This window comes from Escherichia sp. MR (genome assembly GCF_005280595.1).
Lineage (GTDB): Bacteria > Pseudomonadota > Gammaproteobacteria > Enterobacterales > Enterobacteriaceae > Escherichia > Escherichia ruysiae.
Genome location: NZ_SZVK01000015.1, coordinates 1 through 22,191, shown reverse-complemented (window position 1 = coordinate 22,191; position 22,191 = coordinate 1). Strand labels below are relative to the sequence as shown.

General features: G+C 51.4%; 21 protein-coding genes. 10 read left to right on the top strand and 11 right to left on the bottom strand.

Annotated elements, in window-relative coordinates; all coding sequences use genetic code 11:
* Nucleotides 1-46: 46 nt before the first annotated feature.
* Nucleotides 47-814: a triose-phosphate isomerase gene (gene tpiA, locus FC814_RS08995; RefSeq protein WP_001216323.1), complete on the top strand. Its 768-nt coding sequence runs from the start codon at nucleotides 47-49 to the stop codon at nucleotides 812-814.
* 55 nt (nucleotides 815-869) lie between these two features.
* On the opposite strand, the gene cdh is transcribed toward tpiA, so the two are convergent.
* From cdh to cpxP, 5 genes are all read right to left on the bottom strand, one after another.
* Complete coding sequence (cdh, locus tag FC814_RS08990) at nucleotides 870-1,619, bottom strand: CDP-diacylglycerol diphosphatase (protein WP_032226783.1); 750 nt, start codon at nucleotides 1,617-1,619, stop codon at nucleotides 870-872.
* 104 nt (nucleotides 1,620-1,723) lie between these two features.
* A complete protein-coding gene (sbp, locus tag FC814_RS08985; protein WP_001045694.1) occupies nucleotides 1,724-2,713 on the bottom strand; it encodes a sulfate/thiosulfate ABC transporter substrate-binding protein Sbp in 990 nt (329 codons plus the stop codon).
* A 313-nt stretch (nucleotides 2,714-3,026) separates the two neighbouring features.
* Nucleotides 3,027-3,989 (bottom strand): 6-phosphofructokinase, encoded by a 963-nt coding sequence (gene pfkA / locus FC814_RS08980; RefSeq protein WP_001355350.1) that lies wholly within the window; start codon nucleotides 3,987-3,989, stop codon nucleotides 3,027-3,029.
* Between the two features lie 180 nt (nucleotides 3,990-4,169).
* Nucleotides 4,170-5,072, bottom strand: coding sequence for a CDF family cation-efflux transporter FieF (fieF, locus tag FC814_RS08975; RefSeq protein ID WP_137325841.1), 903 nt, complete (start codon nucleotides 5,070-5,072; stop codon nucleotides 4,170-4,172).
* Nucleotides 5,073-5,220: 148 nt separating this feature from the next.
* Nucleotides 5,221-5,721 (bottom strand): cell-envelope stress modulator CpxP, encoded by a 501-nt coding sequence (gene cpxP / locus FC814_RS08970; RefSeq protein ID WP_016158830.1) that lies wholly within the window; start codon nucleotides 5,719-5,721, stop codon nucleotides 5,221-5,223.
* Between the two features lie 149 nt (nucleotides 5,722-5,870).
* Here cpxP and cpxR point away from each other — a divergent pair, with 149 nt between their 5' ends.
* Both cpxR and cpxA read left to right on the top strand, forming a co-directional pair.
* Nucleotides 5,871-6,569: an envelope stress response regulator transcription factor CpxR gene (cpxR, locus tag FC814_RS08965; RefSeq protein ID WP_001033722.1), complete on the top strand. Its 699-nt coding sequence runs from the start codon at nucleotides 5,871-5,873 to the stop codon at nucleotides 6,567-6,569.
* Nucleotides 6,566-7,939, top strand: coding sequence for an envelope stress sensor histidine kinase CpxA (gene cpxA, locus FC814_RS08960; protein WP_137325840.1), 1,374 nt, complete (start codon nucleotides 6,566-6,568; stop codon nucleotides 7,937-7,939). The genes cpxR and cpxA overlap by 4 nt, the downstream gene beginning before the upstream one ends.
* Before the next feature lie 101 nt (nucleotides 7,940-8,040).
* On the opposite strand, the gene yiiM is transcribed toward cpxA, so the two are convergent.
* Nucleotides 8,041-8,715, bottom strand: a complete 675-nt coding sequence (gene yiiM / locus FC814_RS08955) for a 6-hydroxyaminopurine reductase (RefSeq protein WP_137325839.1) — start codon at nucleotides 8,713-8,715, stop codon at nucleotides 8,041-8,043.
* A 152-nt stretch (nucleotides 8,716-8,867) separates the two neighbouring features.
* Here yiiM and FC814_RS08950 point away from each other — a divergent pair, with 152 nt between their 5' ends.
* Nucleotides 8,868-9,758, top strand: a complete 891-nt coding sequence (locus FC814_RS08950; RefSeq protein ID WP_137325838.1) for a dihydrodipicolinate synthase family protein — start codon at nucleotides 8,868-8,870, stop codon at nucleotides 9,756-9,758.
* A 56-nt stretch (nucleotides 9,759-9,814) separates the two neighbouring features.
* On the opposite strand, the gene kdgT is transcribed toward FC814_RS08950, so the two are convergent.
* Together kdgT and sodA are read right to left on the bottom strand one after the other, a co-directional pair.
* Nucleotides 9,815-10,798, bottom strand: a complete 984-nt coding sequence (gene kdgT / locus FC814_RS08945) for a 2-keto-3-deoxygluconate transporter (RefSeq protein ID WP_024191187.1) — start codon at nucleotides 10,796-10,798, stop codon at nucleotides 9,815-9,817.
* 259 nt (nucleotides 10,799-11,057) lie between these two features.
* The gene (gene sodA, locus FC814_RS08940) at nucleotides 11,058-11,678 is read right to left on the bottom strand and encodes a superoxide dismutase [Mn] (RefSeq protein WP_010345169.1); all 621 of its coding nucleotides are present in this window, start codon (nucleotides 11,676-11,678) and stop codon (nucleotides 11,058-11,060) included.
* 284 nt (nucleotides 11,679-11,962) lie between these two features.
* Here sodA and rhaT point away from each other — a divergent pair, with 284 nt between their 5' ends.
* Nucleotides 11,963-12,997 (top strand): L-rhamnose/proton symporter RhaT, encoded by a 1,035-nt coding sequence (gene rhaT, locus FC814_RS08935; RefSeq protein WP_137325837.1) that lies wholly within the window; start codon nucleotides 11,963-11,965, stop codon nucleotides 12,995-12,997.
* Here rhaT and rhaR read toward each other — a convergent pair.
* Nucleotides 12,994-13,842: an HTH-type transcriptional activator RhaR gene (rhaR, locus tag FC814_RS08930; RefSeq protein WP_000941102.1), complete on the bottom strand. Its 849-nt coding sequence runs from the start codon at nucleotides 13,840-13,842 to the stop codon at nucleotides 12,994-12,996. The genes rhaT and rhaR overlap by 4 nt on opposite strands.
* A 72-nt stretch (nucleotides 13,843-13,914) precedes the next feature.
* On the bottom strand, nucleotides 13,915-14,751 hold the full coding sequence (rhaS, locus tag FC814_RS08925; RefSeq protein ID WP_000382766.1) for an HTH-type transcriptional activator RhaS: 837 nt from the start codon (nucleotides 14,749-14,751) through the stop codon (nucleotides 13,915-13,917).
* 287 nt (nucleotides 14,752-15,038) lie between these two features.
* On the opposite strand from rhaS, the gene rhaB reads away from it, so the two are divergent.
* From rhaB to rhaM, 5 genes are all read left to right on the top strand, one after another.
* Entirely contained in the window at nucleotides 15,039-16,508 is a 1,470-nt protein-coding gene (rhaB, locus tag FC814_RS08915; RefSeq protein WP_000144219.1) for a rhamnulokinase, read from the top strand.
* Nucleotides 16,505-17,764: an L-rhamnose isomerase gene (gene rhaA / locus FC814_RS08910; protein ID WP_000211489.1), complete on the top strand. Its 1,260-nt coding sequence runs from the start codon at nucleotides 16,505-16,507 to the stop codon at nucleotides 17,762-17,764. Before rhaB ends, rhaA begins: the two co-directional genes overlap by 4 nt.
* Nucleotides 17,765-18,215: 451 nt before the next feature.
* Nucleotides 18,216-19,040: a rhamnulose-1-phosphate aldolase gene (gene rhaD / locus FC814_RS08905; RefSeq protein WP_001179736.1), complete on the top strand. Its 825-nt coding sequence runs from the start codon at nucleotides 18,216-18,218 to the stop codon at nucleotides 19,038-19,040.
* A 71-nt stretch (nucleotides 19,041-19,111) separates the two neighbouring features.
* Nucleotides 19,112-20,260 carry a lactaldehyde reductase gene (fucO, locus tag FC814_RS08900; protein WP_085461452.1) on the top strand — a complete coding sequence of 383 codons (1,149 nt, stop codon included), beginning with the start codon at nucleotides 19,112-19,114 and terminating at the stop codon, nucleotides 20,258-20,260.
* Nucleotides 20,257-20,571, top strand: coding sequence for an L-rhamnose mutarotase (gene rhaM / locus FC814_RS08895; RefSeq protein WP_000619489.1), 315 nt, complete (start codon nucleotides 20,257-20,259; stop codon nucleotides 20,569-20,571). The genes fucO and rhaM overlap by 4 nt, the downstream gene beginning before the upstream one ends.
* A gap of 40 nt (nucleotides 20,572-20,611) precedes the next feature.
* Here rhaM and FC814_RS08890 read toward each other — a convergent pair whose 3' ends face one another.
* A complete protein-coding gene (locus FC814_RS08890) occupies nucleotides 20,612-22,006 on the bottom strand; it encodes a carbohydrate porin (RefSeq protein WP_137325836.1) in 1,395 nt (464 codons plus the stop codon).
* Between the last annotated feature and the right edge of the window lie 185 nt (nucleotides 22,007-22,191).

The window sequence follows — 22,191 nt, the reverse complement described above, 5'->3', positions numbered from 1 at the left end:
GGGGCGGCCATCTTCCTTTATTCGCTTATAAGCGTGGAGAATTAAAATGCGACATCCTTTAGTGATGGGTAACTGGAAACTGAACGGCAGCCGCCACATGGTTCACGAGCTGGTTTCTAACCTGCGTAAAGAGCTGGCAGGTGTTGCTGGCTGTGCGGTTGCAATCGCACCACCGGAAATGTACATCGATATGGCGAAGCGTGAAGCTGAAGGCAGCCACATCATGCTGGGTGCGCAGAACGTGGATCTGAACCTGTCCGGCGCATTCACCGGTGAAACCTCTGCTGCTATGCTGAAAGACATCGGCGCACAGTACATCATCATCGGCCACTCTGAACGTCGTACTTACCACAAAGAGTCTGACGAACTGATCGCGAAAAAATTCGCTGTGCTGAAAGAGCAGGGTCTGACTCCGGTTCTGTGCATCGGCGAAACTGAAGCTGAGAACGAAGCGGGCAAAACTGAAGAAGTTTGCGCACGTCAGATCGACGCAGTGCTGAAAACTCAGGGTGCGGCAGCATTCGAAGGCGCAGTTATCGCTTACGAACCAGTATGGGCAATCGGTACTGGCAAATCTGCAACTCCGGCGCAAGCGCAGGCTGTTCACAAATTCATCCGCGATCACATCGCTAAAGTTGACGCTGATATCGCTGAACAAGTGATCATCCAGTACGGCGGTTCTGTAAACGCGTCTAACGCTGCTGAACTATTCGCTCAGCCGGACATCGACGGCGCGCTGGTTGGCGGAGCTTCTCTGAAAGCTGACGCCTTCGCAGTGATCGTTAAAGCTGCAGAAGCGGCTAAACAGGCTTAAGTCTGACAGGTGCCGGATTTCACATCCGGCACTTAACTTTTCTTAACTGCTTGCCTTAACGCAAAATCTCACACTGATGATCCTGAATCTCCTCGGCTGAAGCACGATTCAGCGTCAGCAGATTACGCTGTGTCGCCAGTAATACAAACGAGTTGTCACTCTGCCGTACCATCGCCAGCCCGTAACTTCCCATATGTTCCCGCGCTTCTGGCACTTCTTCCGCCAGCATCATAAACGGACTACGTTGTACCAGTTCGCTTTCGGTTACCCGACGCGCCAGATATTCATGCCCTTGTAATCCGCCCGGCAGCGGCAACCAGCGGCTGCTGATGTTCGCCAGGTTATTATCCAGTTGTTCGCGCACATCAGGACGGATGCAAGAGATATGAATATGAAAATGGTTTTGCGTGCGTCCCGTTCGGGAGTTAATCGCCAACGAGACCGCGCGATCGGGAACCGGCTGACCATATTTTTTACTCATAAAATCACGCGCCTGCCAGGCCAGCCAAAAGAAGTTCGGCGTTGCAGGATCGGTCAGCAAAGGACTTTCAGTGCCGTTAATACGATACGTTGGCATCAACAGATATTGCAGTGGTCCGTTAATGTCTTTTAAAACCACATATCCGGCATCGGGTTTGACTTCCACACATGGCGAAGGATTTTGGTTTTGCTGCTGGTTGGGCAAACATTGCTCAAGGACAATCTTACGTAACACATCCGAATCACCGGTAAATTTCCAGTAGCCGATACCCGCAGCAACGGCGATAACTATCATCACCAAAATGAGAATAACCGTTTTTTTCATCGTTTTTTCCCTGTACCTCAAAGAGATGCAAGGGTAACGCAAAATCGCGACAAATAAAAAACCCGGTCGCGAGATGCCACCGGGTCTGGTTATCGTCAACAAAATTAACGTTTGCTGATTTGGTCAAACGTACCGCCGTTAGAGAAATGCTCTTTTTGCGCTTTCGTCCAGCCGCCGAACTCTTCATCAATGGTGAATAACTTCAGCTTCGGAAAAGCATTTTCATACTTTTTCGCCACGTCAGGATCGCGCGGACGGTAATAGTTTTTGGCTGCAATCTCCTGACCTTCTGGCGAGTAGAGATATTTCAGATAGGCTTCTGCCACCTCTTTGGTGCCTTTTTTCTCCACCACTTTATCGACAACCGATACCGTCGGCTCCGCGAGAATAGACTCACTCGGCGTGACGATTTCGAACTTATCTTTCCCCAGTTCATTCGTTGCCAGCAGTGCTTCGTTTTCCCAGGCGATCAGCACGTCACCAATCCCACGCTCGACAAAAGTATTTGTTGAACCACGCGCACCAGAGTCCAGCACTTCCACGTTTTTATACAATGACTGCACAAAATCCTGCGCCTTTGCCTGATCGTTATTGTTGTGGTGCAGGGCATATCCCCACGCCGCCAGGTAGTTCCAGCGTGCACCGCCAGAGCTTTTCGGGTTAGGCGTGATCACCGAAACACCCGGTTTAACCAGGTCGTTCCAGTCATGGATTTGCTTCGGATTGCCCTTACGAACCAGGAAGACAATGGTGGAGGTATACGGCGCGGAGTTATCCGGCAGACGTTTGATCCACTCTTTATCAATTCGACCACGTTCAGCAATCGCATCTACGTCGTAAGCCAGCGCCAGCGTAACAACGTCAGCTTCTATCCCGTTGATTACCGATGTTGCCTGTTTCCCTGAACCACCGTGCGACTGACGAATCACCACGTTATCGCCGGTTTGCTGTTTCCAGTGGGCGCTGAAGGCTTTGTTGTATTGTTCGTATAACTCGCGCGTTGGATCATACGAAACGTTAAGTAACTGAATATCCTTTGCCATCACGCTGGTCGCTGCCAGCAAAAATGTTAATCCTACGCCCCACTTGTTCATCGCCCGGCTCTCTTATGTTGTGTTGTGATAAGCAAAGCGTGCCAGAAGGTGAACCAAACATTAAAGAATAAAAAAAGATTGGCTATAACTTGTGGGTATATGTTGGGGAGTTAAAAAGGCGGAAGAAATCCGCCTCATATTGCTGACAAAGTGCGCTTTGTTCATGCCGGATGCGGCGTGAACGCCTTATCCGGCCTACAAAAGCTTGCAAACTCAATAGATTGCACAATTCATGTAGGCCTGATAAGCGAAGCGCATCAGGCATTTTTGCTTCTGTCATCGGTTTCAGGCGAAAGAAATCTGCCCGAAATCATTAATACAGTTTTTTCGCGCAGTCCAGCCAGTCACCTTTGAACGGACGCTTCATGTTTTCGATAGCGTCGATGATGTCATGGTGAACCAGTTGTTCGTTCTGAATACCTACGCAGCGACCGCCGTAACCAGCCAGTAGCAGTTCAATAGCGTAAGCGCCCATACGGGAAGCCAGAATACGGTCGTAAGGCACCGGAGAACCACCACGCTGGATGTGACCCAGCACAGTTGCGCGGGTTTCACGACCGGTTTCTTTCTCGATGAAATGCGCCAGTTCGTCAACATCACACATATGTTCGGTAATCGCCACAATTGCGTGTTTTTTACCTTTCGCAATACCCGCTTTGATTTCATTTACCAGGTCATCGCGGCTGAATTCAACTTCCGGAACCACCACAAATTCACAACCACCGGCAATGGCCGCAGCCAGCGTCAGATCGCCACAGTAACGACCCATCACTTCCACCACAGAAATACGCTGGTGAGAAGAAGAGGTGTCACGCAGACGGTCGATGGCTTCCACAACGGTGCTCAGAGCAGTGAAGAAACCGATAGTGTAGTCAGTACCTTTGATGTCGTTGTCGATGGTACCCGGCAGGCCGATGCACGGGAAGCCCATTTCGGTCAGACGCATTGCACCCATGTAGGAACCGTCACCGCCGATAACCACCAGCGCATCGATACCACGTTTTTTCAGGTTTTCGATAGCCACGGCGCGGATGTTCTCGTCGCGGAATTCCGGGAAGCGTGCAGAACCGAGGAACGTACCGCCACGGTTGATCATGTCAGACACGCTGTAACGGTCTAGCTGTACCATACGGTCTTCATACAGACCCAGATAGCCGTCATAAATGCCCATTACTTCCAGACCTTCTGTCAGCGCAGAACGAACAACCCCGCGAATTGCGGCGTTCATGCCTGGCGCATCACCGCCGCTTGTCAACACACCGATTTTCTTAATCATGACTACCTCTGAACTTTGGAATGCAAAATGAAATCTGTTGCCGGAAGTCTTCTTGCACATCGAAGTGATCCAACGAATGTGCAAATAGTATAACAATCACTTCCTGCTGAATTGATTCAGGTCAGGCCAAATGGCGGTATTTTATACACAAAATGCGGGTCTGGCTCTCTTTTATACTGATTATGAAAGCATAGACCGTTTACCCTCCCTGGGTACGACGGAACAAGGGTCCTGATGAATAATCACATCCGATCCCGGAAAACGCCGTAAAATAGCCTGCTCTACCTGATCCGCCACCATATGCGCCTGAACCAAAGGCAGAGAGTCTTCCATTTCCAAATGAATCTGAATAAAGCGGGTCGGCCCTGACTGCCGCGTACGAAGATCGTGAGCGCCGCTAACTCCCGGCCAGGAAGTCACGATATCAATAATTTCTTGCCGTTCCTCATCGGGCAGCGCGCGATCCAGTAATGACTGTACCGCCTCATACCCCATGCGTAACGCGCTATATAAAATATAGATGCCGATTCCCAATGCAAACAGGGCATCAGCACGATGCCAGCCATACCAGGACAACCCCAGCGCCAGCAGAATTGCGCCGTTCATCATAACATCAGACTGGTAATGTAGCATATCAGCCCGCACCGCCTGGCTTTGCGTCCGGCGCACCACCCAACGCTGAAACGAAACAAGGATAATCGTACAAATCAGCGCCACAATAGTCACGAGAACCCCGACGCCGGGGTCTGTCATCGGCGTCGGAGAAACCAAATGCTGAATACCAGTCAAAAACAGGAGCAGCGCCGAACCGGAGATAAACATACTTTGCGCCAGCGCCGCGAGGGACTCGGCTTTACCGTGACCAAACGAGTGATTGTCGTCGGCAGGTTGCAGCGAGTAACGCACCACCAGTAAATTCGTCAACGACGCGCCAATATCCACCAACGAATCCACCAGCGCGGCAAGAATACTCACCGAACCGGTATACCACCATGCAAAAATTTTAATCAGCAATAGCAGCGAAGCCATCGCCGTCGCAGCAATCGCCGCCCGGCTGACCAGCCGTCCATAAGATTGATTCATAAATACTCCCGCTATCAACTGACGGTAGTATAACGGAAGCAAATCATCTGCAATGCATCAAGCAACAGGCAAATTGAAGATAAAAAAAACCCCCACATCATGTGGGGGAAGACAGGGATGGTGTCTATGGCAAGGAAAACAGGGTTTACTACTGGGAACGTGAGTTGCTACTACTCAATAGCTTCAACGATGAACTTTTTTGCCATTGCGTCACGTCGCGCAACTGCTCCATTCGTTGTTGATGTTTCTCGTTTAAAACCGCTTGCTGCTCTGGCGTTAACAGGTGATACATTTGGTTGCGGACTTTAGCCATCTCAACCTGGCGAGCGATCTGTTCTTTCGCCATTTTTTCTGCCTGAGCGCGCACAGCGTTTTCATCAAAATTTTCTGCGGTGACAAGGCGATGCATTGTCTCCACTTCGCTAACATTAACAGGAGGCTGTTCGTGCCGGGCCTGTTGCATAAGATCTCGCATCTGCTGACGCTGATGTTCGGTTAAACTTATGCCGTCGAACATATGGCTCTGCGTACTGCGCTGCGCAAGTTCTTCGCCCGGATGCCAGTTATCGCCTGAACCGACTTCAGCAGCGTGGCTTAATGAACTGACTGCCAGCGTTGAGGCCATGACGGCAGCGGTAACTATGCGCATCATTTGCTCCCAAAATCTTTCTGTCGCGATTCAACGATAGAGAGTTTACGATTCAGGCTGCAAACATGCGTCAGGGGGTGTAAAACAACGTAAAGTCATGGATTAGCGACGTCTGATGACGTAATTTCTGCCTCGGAGGTATTTAAACAATGAATAAAATCCTGTTAGTTGATGATGACCGAGAGCTGACTTCCCTGTTAAAGGAGCTGCTCGAGATGGAAGGCTTCAACGTAATTGTTGCCCACGATGGGGAGCAGGCGCTTGATCTTCTGGACGACAGCATTGATTTACTTTTGCTTGATGTCATGATGCCGAAGAAAAATGGTATCGACACATTGAAGGCACTTCGCCAGACACACCAGACGCCTGTCATTATGTTAACGGCACGCGGCAGTGAACTTGATCGCGTCCTCGGCCTTGAGTTAGGCGCTGATGACTATCTCCCGAAACCGTTTAACGACCGTGAGCTGGTGGCTCGTATTCGCGCGATCCTGCGCCGTTCCCACTGGAGCGAGCAACAGCAAAACAACGACAACGGTTCACCGACGCTTGAAGTTGATGCCTTAGTGCTGAATCCAGGCCGTCAGGAAGCCAGCTTCGATGGGCAAACGCTGGAGTTAACCGGTACTGAATTTACCCTACTCTATTTGCTGGCACAGCATCTGGGTCAGGTAGTTTCTCGTGAACATTTAAGCCAGGAAGTGCTGGGCAAACGCCTGACGCCTTTCGACCGCGCTATCGATATGCACATTTCCAACCTGCGTCGTAAACTGCCGGATCGTAAAGATGGTCACCCGTGGTTTAAAACCTTGCGTGGTCGCGGCTATCTGATGGTTTCTGCTTCATGATAGGCAGCTTAACCGCGCGCATCTTCGCCATCTTCTGGCTGACGCTGGCGCTGGTGTTGATGTTGGTTTTGATGTTACCCAAGCTCGATTCACGCCAGATGACCGAGCTTCTGGATAGCGAACAGCGTCAGGGGCTGATGATTGAGCAGCATGTCGAAGCGGAACTGGCGAACGATCCACCCAACGATTTAATGTGGTGGCGCCGTCTGTTCCGTGCCATTGATAAGTGGGCACCACCGGGGCAGCGTTTGTTACTGGTGACCACCGAAGGCCGCGTGATTGGCGCAGAACGCAGCGAAATGCAGATCATTCGCAACTTTATTGGCCAGGCCGATAACGCCGATCACCCGCAGAAGAAAAAGTATGGCCGCGTAGAACTGGTCGGTCCGTTCTCCGTGCGTGATGGCGAAGATAATTACCAACTGTATCTGATTCGTCCGGCCAGCAGTTCTCAATCCGATTTCATTAACTTACTGTTTGACCGCCCGCTATTACTGCTGATTGTCACCATGTTGGTCAGTACGCCGCTGCTGTTGTGGTTGGCCTGGAGTCTGGCAAAACCGGCGCGTAAGCTGAAAAACGCTGCCGATGAAGTCGCCCAGGGAAACTTACGCCAGCATCCGGAACTGGAAGCGGGGCCACAGGAATTTCTTGCCGCAGGTGCCAGTTTTAACCAGATGGTCACCGCGCTGGAGCGCATGATGACCTCTCAGCAGCGCCTGCTTTCTGATATCTCTCACGAGCTGCGCACGCCGCTGACGCGTCTGCAACTGGGTACGGCGTTACTGCGCCGTCGTAGTGGTGAAAGTAAGGAACTGGAGCGTATTGAAACCGAAGCGCAACGTCTGGACAGCATGATCAACGACCTGTTGGTGATGTCACGTAATCAGCAGAAAAACGCGCTGGTGAGCGAGACCATCAAAGCCAACCAGTTGTGGAGCGAAGTGCTGGATAACGCAGCGTTCGAAGCGGAGCAGATGGGCAAGTCGTTTACCGTTAACTTCCCGCCTGGGCCGTGGCCGCTGTACGGCAACCCGAACGCCCTGGAAAGCGCGCTGGAAAACATTGTTCGTAATGCCCTGCGTTATTCCCATACGAAGATTGAAGTGGGCTTTGCGGTAGATAAAGACGGTATCACCATTACGGTGGACGACGATGGTCCTGGCGTCAGCCCGGAAGATCGCGAACAGATTTTCCGTCCGTTCTATCGCACTGATGAAGCACGCGATCGTGAATCTGGCGGTACAGGTCTGGGGCTGGCGATTGTCGAAACCGCCATTCAGCAGCACCGTGGTTGGGTTAAAGCGGAAGACAGCCCGCTGGGCGGTTTACAGCTGGTAATTTGGCTGCCGCTGTATAAGCGGAGTTAAACTCCGCGCAGGCCGGATAGGCGTTTACGCCGCATCCGGCGTTTGAGCAGGATGCCTGATGCGACGCTGATCGCGTCTTATCAGGCCTACACTCCGGGGGGTTATTTTCCCCACAACCGGCGGGAAAAATCTTCGATCTTGCCGCTCAGTCGGCGCTTTTGCATCGTCCGCGTCCAGCTTTTCGACAGCCCGGCAGCGGAGAGTAAACGGTGATACTGCTCGTCATCAAACGGCATATGCCATGCGATAGCTATTGCCTCCTGCACGGTGACATCGCTGACGCGAGAAACCAGCTCCAGCGGAGCATCCGCAGATACCAACCCCGGCGCAATCACGCTATACAGCCAGCCAACTTTACCGGCGTTTTGCATCAACTGCGCCATATCGCTGATGTCAAAATGGTAATTGAGTTTGTAACACGGGGAGCGCGGCTGGGTGACCTGAATTAATGCCTCACCCCAGCGGAAAATATCGCCAATATAAACATTGCTTTCCGTCAGGCCGTCGGTTGAGAGGTTTTCACCAAACGCAGGCGCAACAAACAAATCTGCCTGTTCAGGAAATTCCCGCGCCCAGTAGAGATAATGCTCACGAGGATAGTGACACAGCGCCCTGTCCGGCCCACCGTGAACTATTTTCTCTGCCTGCTCGTCACCTTCCAGACCCAGCTCTGTCAACATCAACTCGCCATCGACCTGGATTTTCGCAATCGCGCTGGGTTTGCTTTCGGGATAAGCCTGTATTTTGCCTGTGTATACATCAACCGGATATCGCATCTGTTCCCTCTCCACCGAGAAATTTCCCCATTAGACCATATTTATTTTACGTCAGGCGCGCAAAATGAGAGCACGGTTCACATGACGACGTCTTAGAAATGTTATCAATGAGATGAATTTGAAACGCCATTTCATTATCAGGAGTGTACAACGTGACCGAGCAAACACAGTTTTCTGGCGTCTGGTGTCCTTCCATTACGCCAATGGATAAAGACGGTAATGTGGATCTTAACGGACTGAAGAAGCATCTGCAGCGGCTAACAGAAGCCAATATTGATGTGATATTGCTGATGGGCAGCATTGGTGAATTTGCCTCTTTCACTCTCGAAGAGAGACTCATACTTATCCGCGAAGCGCGTTCCATGAGCACATTAAAAATGGTCGCTAACGTTTCTTCCACCTGCACACACGATGTGCTGATGATGGCGCAAGAGGCGTATCGCACAGGCTATGATGCAGTGATGATCCTCCCGCCTTACTACTACGGCCAGACGGCAAAACAATTATTAAGCTATTTCCGCCATCTGGGTCGCGAATTACAGGGCAAATGGTTCGCATATAACTTCCCGGCAAGAACCGGTTGTGATTTAACCCCTGACCTGGTCGCCACGCTGGCGAGTGAATTTCCTGACTTTGCCGGAATTAAAGATACCGTCGATTGCCAGTCACACACCCGCAGCATGATTCAGGCAACCCAGGCAGTTCGTTCTGATTTTGCAGTGCTTTCGGGCTATGACGAGTATTACATTCCTAATCTGCTGGCAGGCGGCGCGGGAATAATATCCGGCCTGAACAACGTTATGCCGGAGCTGTTTGTCGAAGCCCGTGAAGCCTTCAAACGCGGCGACCTGGCGGCTTTACCAGAGATTCAGCAACAGATTGGCACTTATATGTCCATCTACGCCATTGGTGAGGATTTTGTCGCTACTATCAAGACGGTGGTATCGCGTAAGTTTGGCTATTGCACTGACGTATCACGCAATGCGGGTGGTGAGTTAAGCGAAAGTGAATGTCGAACGATTGATGAAGTCTTTGTCAGATAACGCAAAAGGCCGGATGACTACAAATCATCCGGCCTCTTGATTTATATGGATGGAGATTACTTCACCGTACCCAATATTTCGATTTTCGCCGCTCTGGCTTTAACTTTGCGCGACCAGACAGAAGTCAGAATCGGCACCAGAATCGAGGTCACAATCACTGACGTCGCCACCAGCGAAGTTGCCGCAGGCGCCATCGGTTTAAAGGCGGGGATCATTTCAGCAATCAGTACCGGTGTCGCCACCGCAGCACCGGCAGAACTGGAGGCCGCGATTCCGGCAGTACCATCGCCACCGCCAATCAATTTATCGGCAATAATCAACGGAATACCGGTCACGACGATCACCGCCACACCCAGCAAGATCCCCAGCAAACCGGTCTGAGCAATCACGGTTAAATCAATGGTATTGCCCAGCGCAAAGGCAAAGAACGGGATCAGCGTCTGTACGGCTTTGCTGAAAAATTCTCGCAGCTCAGGGTCAAGGTTCCCTAACGCAAAGCCGACGAGGAACGGTAATACCGCACCGACGAAAACATGCGGTTCAAACGATGCAATCCCGGCAGTCCCCAGAATAATCATCGTCATAAGCGGCCCGGATTCCAGCGACATTAATACAAACGCCCCGGCCTCTTCTTTAGTGCCATACTGCTGCATGATCGAAGCGTAAAGTCCGCCGTTGGTCATATCCATCGCCGCCACCAGCGCCAGCGTTGAAAGTCCGGCAAAGAATCCAACTTCAACACCATGTTCAGGAATAATGCGTGAAGCAATTGCCGCAACCACCCACGCCACGGCAATTTTAGTTACCACCAGCGTACCGGATTTACGCAATACCGTTCCCGTCGCACTTAATTTTATCGATGCCCCCATGCAGAAAAACCACACCGCCAGAATCGGCACCGTGCCGGTAATCATTCCATTTGTGAATGAACCAAAGTATTTTCCCGCCCCTGGCGAGAAAGTGTGACACAGTGCGCCAAGGAACAGCGGGACGAGCATCATCCCTCCTGGGATTTTCTCTATCGTGTGTTTTATCTGCATTTTCATCACCTATCGGCATATTTTTATAGGCTGATGCATAAGTCCTTCACGATGCATCAGTGTTGATGGAAATGAAGATAGACATTCAACAGAGCAATAAAAGTGATCAAAACCACATCAATTGAAACGTTGTTTTATTTTTATAGGATCATTGTTTTTATTTTGAAATTGATCACAAAAAAACCACCGCTATGTGCGATGGTTTGTTTTTTATGCTGAAAAACGGCGTAAACGCCTCATTGCAGTAGGCAATATGCGATTATTTTTTCGCCGCGAAACGTGCCGCAGCTTCGTCCCAGTTCACCACGTTCCAGAACTCTTTGATGTAGTCCGGACGGCGGTTCTGGAATTTCAGGTAGTAAGCGTGTTCCCACACATCCAGACCCAGAACAGGGAAGCCGGAAGCGCCAGAAATGGCTTCGCCCATCAGCGGGGAGTCCTGATTAGCAGTAGAAACCACCGCCAGTTTATCGCCTTTAAGCACCAGCCATGCCCAGCCGGAACCAAAGCGGGAAGCTGCCGCTTTCTCAAATTCTGCTTTGAAGTTATCAACGGAACCGAAATCACGTTCGATAGCCGCTTTCAGGTCGCCCTGCAAAGTCGTGCCTTTTTTCAGGCCTTTCCAGAACAGGCTGTGGTTGGCGTGACCACCAGCGTTGTTGCGCAGCACGGTTTTTTTGTCTGCTGGCAGCTGATCCAGTTTGGTGATCAGCTCTTCAACCGGCAGGTTGGCGAATTCTGGCAGGCTTTCCAGCGCCGCATTGGCGTTGTTGACGTAAGTCTGATGGTGCTTGGTGTGGTGGATTTCCATGGTCTGCTTATCGAAGTGCGGTTCCAGGGCATCGTAAGCATACGGCAGGGATGGCAGGGTATAGCTCATATTCATCTCCAGTATTGTCGGGCGGCCGATTGTTAATGCCGCGTAAGCAGTTGGTTCATTATAGTTAATTAAATGATATTGAAAATAATTATCAATGCCGTACTTTTCATAGGGGAATGGTTTTGCAGGGAAATGTCCGAGATGTGAACCAAATCACCCACTTAATGCCGTGATTGCCAGTAAATCGACAACGGCGGCAACAGGCGAAAGGTTAATCGACAGCACGATTTTTACACTCATCTCGTCGGAGATGTGACGCGACGAAAAATGATGAGGATAAGAAGATGAGTAACGCGATTACGATGGGGATATTTTGGCATTTGATCGGCGCGGCCAGTGCAGCCTGTTTTTACGCTCCGTTCAAAAAAGTAAAAAAGTGGTCATGGGAAACCATGTGGTCTGTCGGTGGGATTGTTTCGTGGATTATTCTGCCGTGGGCCATCAGCGCCATGCTACTACCTGATTTCTGGGCATATTACAGCTCGTTCAGTCTCTCTACCCTGCTGCCTGTTTTTCTGTTCGGCGCTATGTGGGGGATTGGTAATATCAACTACGGTCTGACTATGCGTTATCTCGGCATGTCGATGGGGATAGGTATCGCCATTGGCTTTACGTTGATCGTCGGTACGCTGATGACGCCAATTATCAACGGCAATTTCGATGTGCTGATTAACACCGACGGTGGGCGCATGACGTTGCTCGGCGTACTGGTGGCGTTGATTGGCGTGGGGATTGTGACTCGCGCCGGGCAGTTGAAAGAGCGCAAAATGGGCATTAAAGCCGAAGAGTTCAACCTGAAAAAAGGGCTGGTGCTGGCGGTAATGTGCGGCATTTTCTCTGCCGGGATGTCTTTTGCGATGAACGCCGCAAAACCGATGCATGAAGCGGCTGCCGCGCTGGGTGTTGATCCATTGTATGTCGCTCTGCCAAGCTATGTTGTCATCATGGGTGGCGGCGCGATCATCAACCTCGGTTTCTGTTTTATTCGTCTGGCAAAAGTGAAAGATTTGTCGCTAAAAGCCGACTTCTCGCTGGCAAAACCGCTGATCATCCACAACGTATTGCTCTCGGCACTGGGGGGGTTGATGTGGTATCTGCAATTCTTTTTCTATGCCTGGGGACACGCCCGCATTCCGGCGCAGTATGACTACATCAGTTGGATGCTGCATATGAGTTTCTATGTATTGTGCGGCGGTATCGTCGGGCTGGTGCTGAAAGAGTGGAACAATGCGGGACGCCGTCCGGTTACCGTATTGAGCCTCGGTTGTGTGGTGATTATTGTCGCCGCCAACATCGTCGGCATGGGCATGGCAAGTTAATCTTTCTGGGAATTGCGATGACGCCACTGGCTGGGCGTCATCCCGGTTTCCCGGGTAAACACCACCGAAAAGTAGTTACTGTCTTCAAAGCCACATTCTGTCGAAATATCACTGATTAACAGGCGGCTATGCTGGAGAAGATATTGCGCATGGCACACTCTGACCTGCCGCAGATATTGATTGATGGTCATCCCGGTCTGCTGGCGAAATTGCTGGCGCAAGACGCGTTCACTGCACGCCGCCTCATCACAAAATTTATCCAGCACAAAAGGACTTTTCAGGCTGGCCGCCAGTCGGGTAATCAGCTTATCCAGCAACGTTTCGCTGGATGTTGGCGGTAACGAATCACTGGTGTAGCGATGACGTTTCAAAAGCATCACCAACTGCCCGAACAGTAACTCCGCCATTTCGTTGGCAAACGGCGCGGGCTGATTGCTTTCGTGCTCAAGCTGCCCGATAACCTGCCGCACCATCGCCATGCCCGCACTGCCTAAACGCCAGTGTGGTTGTCCTGCACTGGCGTTAAACCCTGGAATCGCTCCCTGCCAGTCGAGATTAAGCGTCAGCCGCTCCGGGCAATAAATAATGTTCTGCAACACCAGATCGTTAACGGAAGCGTAGGAGTGTTTATCGTCTGCGTGGATATAAAAGAGATCGCCACGAGTAATACGATGAGGACGATCGTTGAGCACGTGCAAACCGTTACCGCGCCAGACGATCACCAGTTCACAAAAATCATGTGTATGCTCGGCAAAGACATCCTGCGGATAACGATCAGCCACAGCGACCGCCTGCTGTTCGCTGGCAAAAAAATCTTTTTTACGAAGGACAAACTGATGAGCCACCGTGCCACCTCAGCCAGAAGACGTGTTTGATTATTCATAAACTGGCGTGGAAATACGTTGAGAAGATTCGCGTTATTGCAGAAAGCCATCCCGTCCCTGACGAATATCACGCGGTGACCAGTTAAACTCTCGGCGAAAAAGCGTCGAAAAGTGGTTACTGTCGCTGAATCCGCAGCGATAGGCGATGTCAGTAACGCTGGCCTCGCTGTGGCGTAACAGATGACGCGCTTTCACCAACCGTAAACGGTTAAGGTAACGCTGGGGCGTCAAACCAGTTTGCTGTTTTAACTGACGATGCAATGTACGTAGTGACAAAGAAAATTGATCCGCCATCATTTCCCAATTCACCTCGTCGGCAAAATGCTCTTCCAGCCAGGCCAACAACAAGTTCAGACGCGATTCGCGACTTTCCATGCTCTCCTGCAAACTGTTTTTACGCAGCAAGAGCAGTAATTGCATAAACAAAATCTCACCGCTGGCTTTCGAGGGTAAATCATTCGTTCTTTCCTGCTGTTCCAGTTGCGAAACCAGTTGCCGTACCTGCTGCAATATGCTGTGGCTCACGCGCCAATGGGACGGATATTGCCCGTCTTGTTCTTGCGGCAGAAGCTGATGCAGCCCGGCGAGAAACTGAAATCTATCCGGTGAGCGATACAGCACATTGGTCAAATACAGATTGTCCGTATGTTCGTATAAATGCCGATCATGATCGCGCACGAAACAGATTGTTCCACCGGAGATGGTATAAGGCTGCCCATTGAAAATATGGATACCCGTGCCGTGTTCGACAATCACAATCTCATGGAAATCATGGTGATGTTCAGGAAAATCCACCTGTGGAAGCCGGGGTTCTATTGCCACAGACACGTTACCAGACGGAAAAAAATCCACGCAATGTAATACGTCCATATAAACCTCCTGATGCCGTCAACATGGCGGAATAGTAATCAAGCGATTTGGTTCTTACCTTAAATTTTCGACAGCAAAACACGTAAAAAATGTCTATTTTTCAAGATAAAGCGTGATTTTTCAGAAAATGCGGCAAACATCACACCACCACAATTCTGAAAATTGTGAACGCTATCACGTTCATCTTTCCCTGGTTGCCAGTGGTGTATTTTCCTGTCAGTAACGAGAAGGTAGCGAAGTCGGGCGCTTCTTAGACTGGGCGTAATGAAACCTAGAAGGATCTCATTATGACCTTTCGCTACTGCGTCGCTGTTGATCTCGGCGCATCCAGTGGGCGCGTAATGCTGGCGCGTTACCACCGTGAATGTCGCAGCCTGACGCTGCGTGAAATCCATCGTTTTACCAATGGGCTGTATTACCAGAGCGGTTATGCCACCTGGGATGTCGATAGTCTGGAAAACGCCATTCGCTTTGGGTTAAACAAGGTGTGCGAGGAAGGGATTCGTATCGATAGCATCGGTATTGATACCTGGGGCGTGGACTATGTGCTGCTGGATCAACACGGTCAGCGCGTCGGTTTACCGATTGCCTATCGTGATAGCCGCACTCACGGGCTGATGACATTGGCACAGCAGCAACTCGGCAAACGCGATATTTATCAGCGTAGCGGCATCCAGTTTCTGCCCTTCAATACGATCTATCAGTTGCGTGCGCTGACGGCGCAACAACCTGAACTTATTCCACAAATCGCTCACGCTCTGCTGATGCCGGATTACTTCAGTTATCGCCTGACCGGCAAGATGAACTGGGAGTACACCAACGCCACAACCACGCAACTGGTCAATATCAATAGCGACGACTGGGACGAGTCCCTGCTGGCGTGGAGCGGAGCCAACAAAGCCTGGTTTGGTCGCCCGACGCATCCGGGCAATGTCATTGGTCACTGGATTTGCCCGCAGGGTAATGAAATTCCGGTGGTTGCCGTTGCCAGCCATGATACCGCCAGCGCGGTTATCGCCTCGCCATTAAACGGTTCCCGCGCCGCTTATCTCTCCTCCGGCACCTGGTCATTGATGGGCTTCGAAAGCCAGACGCCATTCACCGATGATGCGGCGCTCGCAGCCAACATCACCAATGAAGGCGGTGCGGAAGGTCGCTATCGGGTGCTGAAAAATATCATGGGTTTATGGCTGCTTCAGCGGGTGCTTCAGGAGCGGAAAATCAACGATCTCCCAACGCTTATCGCCGCGACACAGGCACTCCCGGCCTGTCGCTTCATCATCAATCCCAATGACGATCGCTTTATTAATCCTGACGAGATGTGCAGCGAAATTCAGGCAGCGTGTCGGGAAACGGCGCAACCGATCCCGGAAAGTGATGCTGAACTGGCGCGCTGTATTTTCGACAGTCTGGCGCTGCTGTATGCCGACGTACTGCACGAACTGGCGCAGCTACGCGGTGAAGACTTCTCTCAACTGCATATTGTCGGCGGCGGCAGCCAGAACGCACTGCTCAACCAGTTGTGTGCCGATGCCTGCGGTATTCGGGTGATCGCCGGGCCAGTTGAAGCCTCGACGCTCGGCAATATCGGCATCCAGTTAATGACGCTGGATGAACTCAACAATGTGGATGATTTCCGTCAGGTCGTGAGCGCCACCGCGAATCTGACCACCTTTACCCCTAATCCTGACAGTGAAATTGCCCACTATGTGGCGCGGATTCACTCTACACGACAGACAAAGGAGCTTTGCGCATGACCACTCAACTGGAACAGGCCTGGGAACTGGCGAAACAGCGTTTCGCGGCGGTAGGGATTGATGTCGAGGAGGCGCTGCGCCAACTTGATCGCTTACCCGTTTCAATGCACTGCTGGCAGGGCGATGATGTTTCTGGTTTTGAAAACCCGGAAGGTTCGCTGACTGGTGGGATTCAGGCCACAGGTAATTATCCGGGTAAAGCGCGTAATGCCAGCGAGCTACGAGCCGATCTGGAACAGGCTATGCGGCTGATTCCGGGGCCGAAACGGCTTAATTTACATGCTATCTATCTGGAATCAGACACGCCAGTCTCGCGCGATAAAATCAAACCAGAGCATTTCAAAAACTGGGTTGAATGGGCGAAAGCCAATCACCTCGGTCTGGACTTTAACCCCTCCTGTTTTTCGCATCCGCTAAGTGCCGATGGCTTTACGCTCTCGCATCCCGACGACCGCATTCGCCAGTTCTGGATTGACCACTGCAAAGCAAGCCGTCGCGTTTCGGCCTATTTTGGCGAGCAACTTGGCACGCCATCGGTGATGAACATCTGGATCCCGGATGGCATGAAAGATATCACCGTTGACCGTCTCGCCCCGCGCCAGCGTTTGCTGGCTGCGCTGGATGAAGTGATCAGCGAAAAGCTGAACCCTGCGCACCATATCGACGCCGTTGAGAGCAAATTGTTTGGTATTGGCGCGGAGAGCTACACGGTTGGCTCCAATGAGTTTTACATGGGGTATGCCACCAGCCGCCAGACCGCTTTGTGTCTGGACGCCGGGCACTTCCACCCGACAGAAGTTATTTCCGACAAGATTTCCGCCGCCATGCTGTATGTGCCGCAGTTGCTGCTACACGTCAGCCGACCGGTTCGCTGGGACAGCGATCACGTGGTGCTGCTGGATGATGAAACCCAGGCGATTGCCAGTGAGATTGTCCGTCATGACCTGTTTGACCGGGTACACATTGGTCTCGACTTCTTTGATGCCTCCATCAACCGCATTGCCGCGTGGGTTATTGGCACGCGCAATATGAAAAAAGCCCTGCTGCGTGCGTTGTTAGAACCGACAGCCGAACTACGCAAGCTGGAAGCAGCGGGCGATTACACCGCGCGACTGGCGCTGCTGGAAGAACAGAAATCGTTGCCGTGGCAGGCAGTGTGGGAAATGTATTGCCAGCGTCACGATACGCCAGCGGGTAGCGAATGGCTGGAAAGCGTGCGGGCTTATGAGAACGCAATTTTGCGTCAGCGCGGGTAAACACCGCCGGATGCGGCGCGAGCGCCTTATCCGGCCTACGGGTCGAATGACCGTGCGGGCTGTCACCCTCACCCCGACCCTCTCCCTGAAAGGGCGAGGGAGAAAACCACAGCACCCTCCGGCAACGGAGTTAAACACTGCACCGTCCCCTCTCCCTGAAAGGGCGAGGGAGAAAACTACAGCACCCTCCGGCAACGGAGTTAAACACTGCACCGTCCCCTCTCCCTGAAAGGGCGAGGGAGAAAACCGCAGCACCCTCCGGCAACGGAGTTAAACACTGCACCGTCCCCTCTCCCTGAAAAGGCGAGGGAGAAAACCACAGCACCCTCCGGCAACGGAGCTAAACACTGCGCCGGACAGTCCCCTCGCCCCTTCGGGGAGAGGGTTAGGGTGAGGGGAACAAGCCGCACCATGTATCAACAAGGCAACCGAATTTACAGGAACACAGAACATGCAAAACATTACCCAGTCCTGGTTTGTCCAGGGAATGATCAAAGCCACCACCGACGCCTGGCTGAAAGGCTGGGACGAGCGCAACGGCGGTAACCTCACACTGCGCCTGGATGACGCTGATATCGCGCCATATCACGACAATTTTCACCCACAACCGCGATATATTCCGCTCAGTCAGCCAATGCCTTTACTGGCAAATACACCGTTTATCGTCACCGGCTCCGGCAAATTCTTTCGTAACGTCCAGCTCGATCCAGCCGCCAATTTAGGCGTCGTAAAAATCGACAGCGACGGCGCGGGCTACCATATTCTCTGGGGGCTAACCAACGAAGCCGTCCCAACCTCTGAACTTCCGGCGCACTTCCTCTCCCATTGCGAACGCATTAAAGCCACCAACGGTAAAGATCGGGTGATCATGCACTGCCATGCCACCAACCTGATTGCCCTCACCTATGTACTGGAAAACGACACGGCGGTCTTCACTCGCCAACTGTGGGAAGGCAGCACCGAGTGCCTGGTGGTATTCCCGGATGGCGTTGGCATTTTGCCGTGGATGGTGCCCGGCACGGACGAAATTGGCCAGGCCACCGCGCAGAAAATGCAAAAACACTCACTGGTTCTCTGGCCTTTCCATGGCGTCTTCGGCAGCGGTCCGACGCTGGACGAAGCGTTTGGCCTAATCGATACCGCAGAAAAATCGGCGGAAGTGTTGGTGAAAGTGTATTCGATGGGCGGTATGAAACAGACTATCAGCCGTGAAGAGTTGATAGCCCTCGGCAAGCGTTTCGGTGTCACCCCGCTGGCAAGCGCACTGGCGCTTTAACACCCCGTTTCGCATCTGGCGGCGCGGGTTATGCCGCCGGACAGAAGGATTTGATCTTAAGGAGAATAATCATGAGTTTTATGTTGGCATTACCGAAAATCAGCCTGCATGGCGCTGGGGCAATTGGCGATATGGTAAACCTGGTTGCGAATAAGCAATGGGGAAAAGCACTGATCGTTACCGATGGGCAACTGGTTAAATTGGGATTGCTGGACAGTCTGTTCACCGCGCTGGATCAACACCAAATGTCTTACCACCTATTCGATGAGGTCTTTCCAAACCCCACCGAAGAACTGGTGCAAAAAGGCTACGCTGCATTTCAGGACGCCGCATGTGACTACATTATTGCTTTCGGTGGCGGTAGCCCGATTGATACCGCAAAAGCCGTAAAAATCCTTACCGCTAATCCCGCACCTTCTACGGCGTACTCTGGTGTTGGTAAAGTGACAAACCCCGGCGTACCGCTGGTGGCGATCAATACGACTGCCGGAACCGCCGCTGAGATGACCAGCAATGCGGTGATCATCGACACTGCGCGGCAAGTGAAAGAAGTCATCATCGATCCGAATATTATTCCAGATATTGCGGTGGATGATGCCAGTGTAATGCTGGAGATCCCTGCCTCCGTTACCGCTGCCACCGGTATGGATGCACTGACTCACGCAGTTGAAGCCTATGTTTCTGTTGGTGCACATCCATTAACCGACGCCAACGCGCTGGAAGCTATCCGCCTGATTTCTCTGTGGCTGCCGAAAGCGGTAGAAGATGGTCATAATCTGGAAGCCCGTGAACAAATGGCATTCGGGCAATATCTGGCGGGAATGGCTTTTAACAGCGCGGGACTGGGGCTGGTTCACGCACTGGCGCATCAGCCCGGAGCTACCCACAACCTGCCACACGGGGTGTGTAATGCCATCTTGTTGCCAGTAATCGAAAACTTTAACCGCCCGAATGCCATCGCACGCTTTGCCCGTATCGCCCAGGCGATGGGTGTCGATACGCGCGGGATGAGTGATGAAGCGGCAAGTCTGGAAGCAATTAATGCCATTCGAGTCTTGAGCCATCGCGTGGGCATACCTGCGGGATTTAGTCAGCTTGGCATCAGCAAAGAGGATATCGAAGGCTGGTTAGATAAAGCCCTGGCCGACCCATGCGCACCATGTAATCCGCGTACCGCCAGCCGCGACGACGTGCGTGAGCTTTATCTGGAGGCGTTATGATCCGCAAAGCGTTTGTTATGCAAGTCAACCCGGACGCTCACGAAGAGTATCAGCGTCGGCATAACCCGATCTGGCCGGAACTGGAAGCGGTGTTGAAGTCACACGGCGCGCACCATTACGCCATCTACCTCGACGAAGCACGTAATTTACTTTTTGCCACGGTAGAAATTGAATCTGAAGAACGCTGGAATGCGGTTGCCAATACGGATGTTTGCCAACGATGGTGGAAACATATGACCGAGGTGATGCCCGCTAATCCGGATAACAGCCCGGTCAGCAGCGAGCTGCAAGAAGTCTTTTATCTGCCTTAATGAGTTGCGGTGCCGGAAAATATCCAGCACCGCGCCTTCATCAGAAGAAGTATTTAAAGCGAACGCGTGCGCCGTAACGGTCATCAGTATCGTCGCCGTGTTTCTTATCGCCGTCGCTATCCAGAATGGAGTAATAAGTACCAAGGTAAATATTAAAGTTCTCCATATCCATCACGTTAGCGAACTGATAAGACGCATGAATGGTGTGAATGGTGTACGTCCCTTCATCATCAATCCAGCAGTCGTTATCACAAACTACGCCACTAAATTCATCAATCTTATTGTGCGCGTAGATATAACCCAGCTCGAAACGTTTCCACAGCGCGTTGATCCCGGCAGTGAAATCTTTCTCATTATTGGCATCTAAATAGGCGGTATTAAGATTAACCACGATACCATTTTCCGGATCGGTTTTCAGGCCGTTCCAGGTCATGCTCATGCCATAGCCGGTACGATCGGACTGGTCGACAAAATTACCCTTACTATCGGTATAACCGTAAGCATTATTCACCACGTTCGCTTCCATCGCTGCGGAAACGGTTAATTCATCCGTCGGCGACCAGGCAATTACCGGGCGCAGGTAAGCGACATTTTTCTGCTGCTCCATATCGCGGCCATGATAATTGCCATCGTTATATAAAGATGTTCCGTCTTCCAGTAACGTGTTTAATTCAAAATACCAGTTATCGAGTTGTTTGCTGACAAGGAAATTACCGCCAGCATTAGAACGCCCGCGCCCCTCTTTCATCATATAGATATAACCGCTGCCATCGTCATAAAGATCGTTCGCAGTATTACCTGAATGCTCAACAAAGGTATCCTGATTTAGCGGGAACATATCGTAGGCTTCAAAGCGCCCTACTTTGACTCTCCAGTCATTTTCTTTGCCAAAGAAGAATACGGCGTCATCGATATTCACTGAACCGTGCATATCCCCCAGCTGCTGTGCGGAGAATCCGGCAAAATAACCGTTATCCAGCTTTCGCATACCGTCAAAGCCTAACAGTATACGACCATTGAGATTCCACTGTTCATTGGTAGGATCGCTATTCATATCGGCGTTGGTCATTGCCAGCAGGCCATGATTGCTTTCCGCGTCCATATTAAATTCTACGTCGCCGTAGATTTTCAAATCGCCATAACCTGAAAGCAAAAGATTAGGAGATGACGCGTTTTTCTTTGCAGATTCCGCAGCAGCCTGACCATTTACTGGCGTATTACCCTGCGCGGCTTTAATTTCGCGAATTTCGGCTGCCTGTTGTGTCTGAAGCTGTTTTACCTGGCTTTCAGCTTTTGTTGCCCGCATTTCCGCCGCTTCCAGCCGCTCCTCCAGCAATGCCATGCGTTGTTCCAGCGTTAAATGCTGTGTTTTTGCCATACCGGTACTACATGCCAATAATAAACCGATGGCTAAAGATAACGTCGATTTTTTCATTATTTACGTTCCCTGAAATAAAGGATGCCCTACGCTTTCCAAAAGGCGTGCGTATATCGAAAAATATAAAAAATTGTTTTAATAGGATGTGCACTTTCGATTTTAATGGGCTTTGTTGAATAAATCGAACTTTTGCTGAGTTGAAGGATCAGATCACGTATCTTCCCGACAACGCAGACCGTTCC

Bases quoted from the DNA above. Each gene is read 5' to 3' on its own strand.
- tpiA (WP_001216323.1), top strand. From the start codon at position 47: ATGCGACATCCTTTAGTGATGGGTAACTGGAAACTGAACGGCAGCCGC.
- cdh (WP_032226783.1), bottom strand. From the start codon at position 1,619: ATGAAAAAAACGGTTATTCTCATTTTGGTGATGATAGTTATCGCCGTT.
- sbp (WP_001045694.1), bottom strand. From the start codon at position 2,713: ATGAACAAGTGGGGCGTAGGATTAACATTTTTGCTGGCAGCGACCAGC.
- pfkA (WP_001355350.1), bottom strand. From the start codon at position 3,989: ATGATTAAGAAAATCGGTGTGTTGACAAGCGGCGGTGATGCGCCAGGC.
- fieF (WP_137325841.1), bottom strand. From the start codon at position 5,072: ATGAATCAATCTTATGGACGGCTGGTCAGCCGGGCGGCGATTGCTGCG.
- cpxP (WP_016158830.1), bottom strand. From the start codon at position 5,721: ATGCGCATAGTTACCGCTGCCGTCATGGCCTCAACGCTGGCAGTCAGT.
- cpxR (WP_001033722.1), top strand. From the start codon at position 5,871: ATGAATAAAATCCTGTTAGTTGATGATGACCGAGAGCTGACTTCCCTG.
- cpxA (WP_137325840.1), top strand. From the start codon at position 6,566: ATGATAGGCAGCTTAACCGCGCGCATCTTCGCCATCTTCTGGCTGACG.
- yiiM (WP_137325839.1), bottom strand. From the start codon at position 8,715: ATGCGATATCCGGTTGATGTATACACAGGCAAAATACAGGCTTATCCC.
- kdgT (WP_024191187.1), bottom strand. From the start codon at position 10,798: ATGCAGATAAAACACACGATAGAGAAAATCCCAGGAGGGATGATGCTC.
- sodA (WP_010345169.1), bottom strand. From the start codon at position 11,678: ATGAGCTATACCCTGCCATCCCTGCCGTATGCTTACGATGCCCTGGAA.
- rhaT (WP_137325837.1), top strand. From the start codon at position 11,963: ATGAGTAACGCGATTACGATGGGGATATTTTGGCATTTGATCGGCGCG.
- rhaS (WP_000382766.1), bottom strand. From the start codon at position 14,751: ATGGACGTATTACATTGCGTGGATTTTTTTCCGTCTGGTAACGTGTCT.
- rhaB (WP_000144219.1), top strand. From the start codon at position 15,039: ATGACCTTTCGCTACTGCGTCGCTGTTGATCTCGGCGCATCCAGTGGG.
- rhaA (WP_000211489.1), top strand. From the start codon at position 16,505: ATGACCACTCAACTGGAACAGGCCTGGGAACTGGCGAAACAGCGTTTC.
- rhaD (WP_001179736.1), top strand. From the start codon at position 18,216: ATGCAAAACATTACCCAGTCCTGGTTTGTCCAGGGAATGATCAAAGCC.
- fucO (WP_085461452.1), top strand. From the start codon at position 19,112: ATGAGTTTTATGTTGGCATTACCGAAAATCAGCCTGCATGGCGCTGGG.
- rhaM (WP_000619489.1), top strand. From the start codon at position 20,257: ATGATCCGCAAAGCGTTTGTTATGCAAGTCAACCCGGACGCTCACGAA.
- FC814_RS08890 (WP_137325836.1), bottom strand. From the start codon at position 22,006: ATGAAAAAATCGACGTTATCTTTAGCCATCGGTTTATTATTGGCATGT.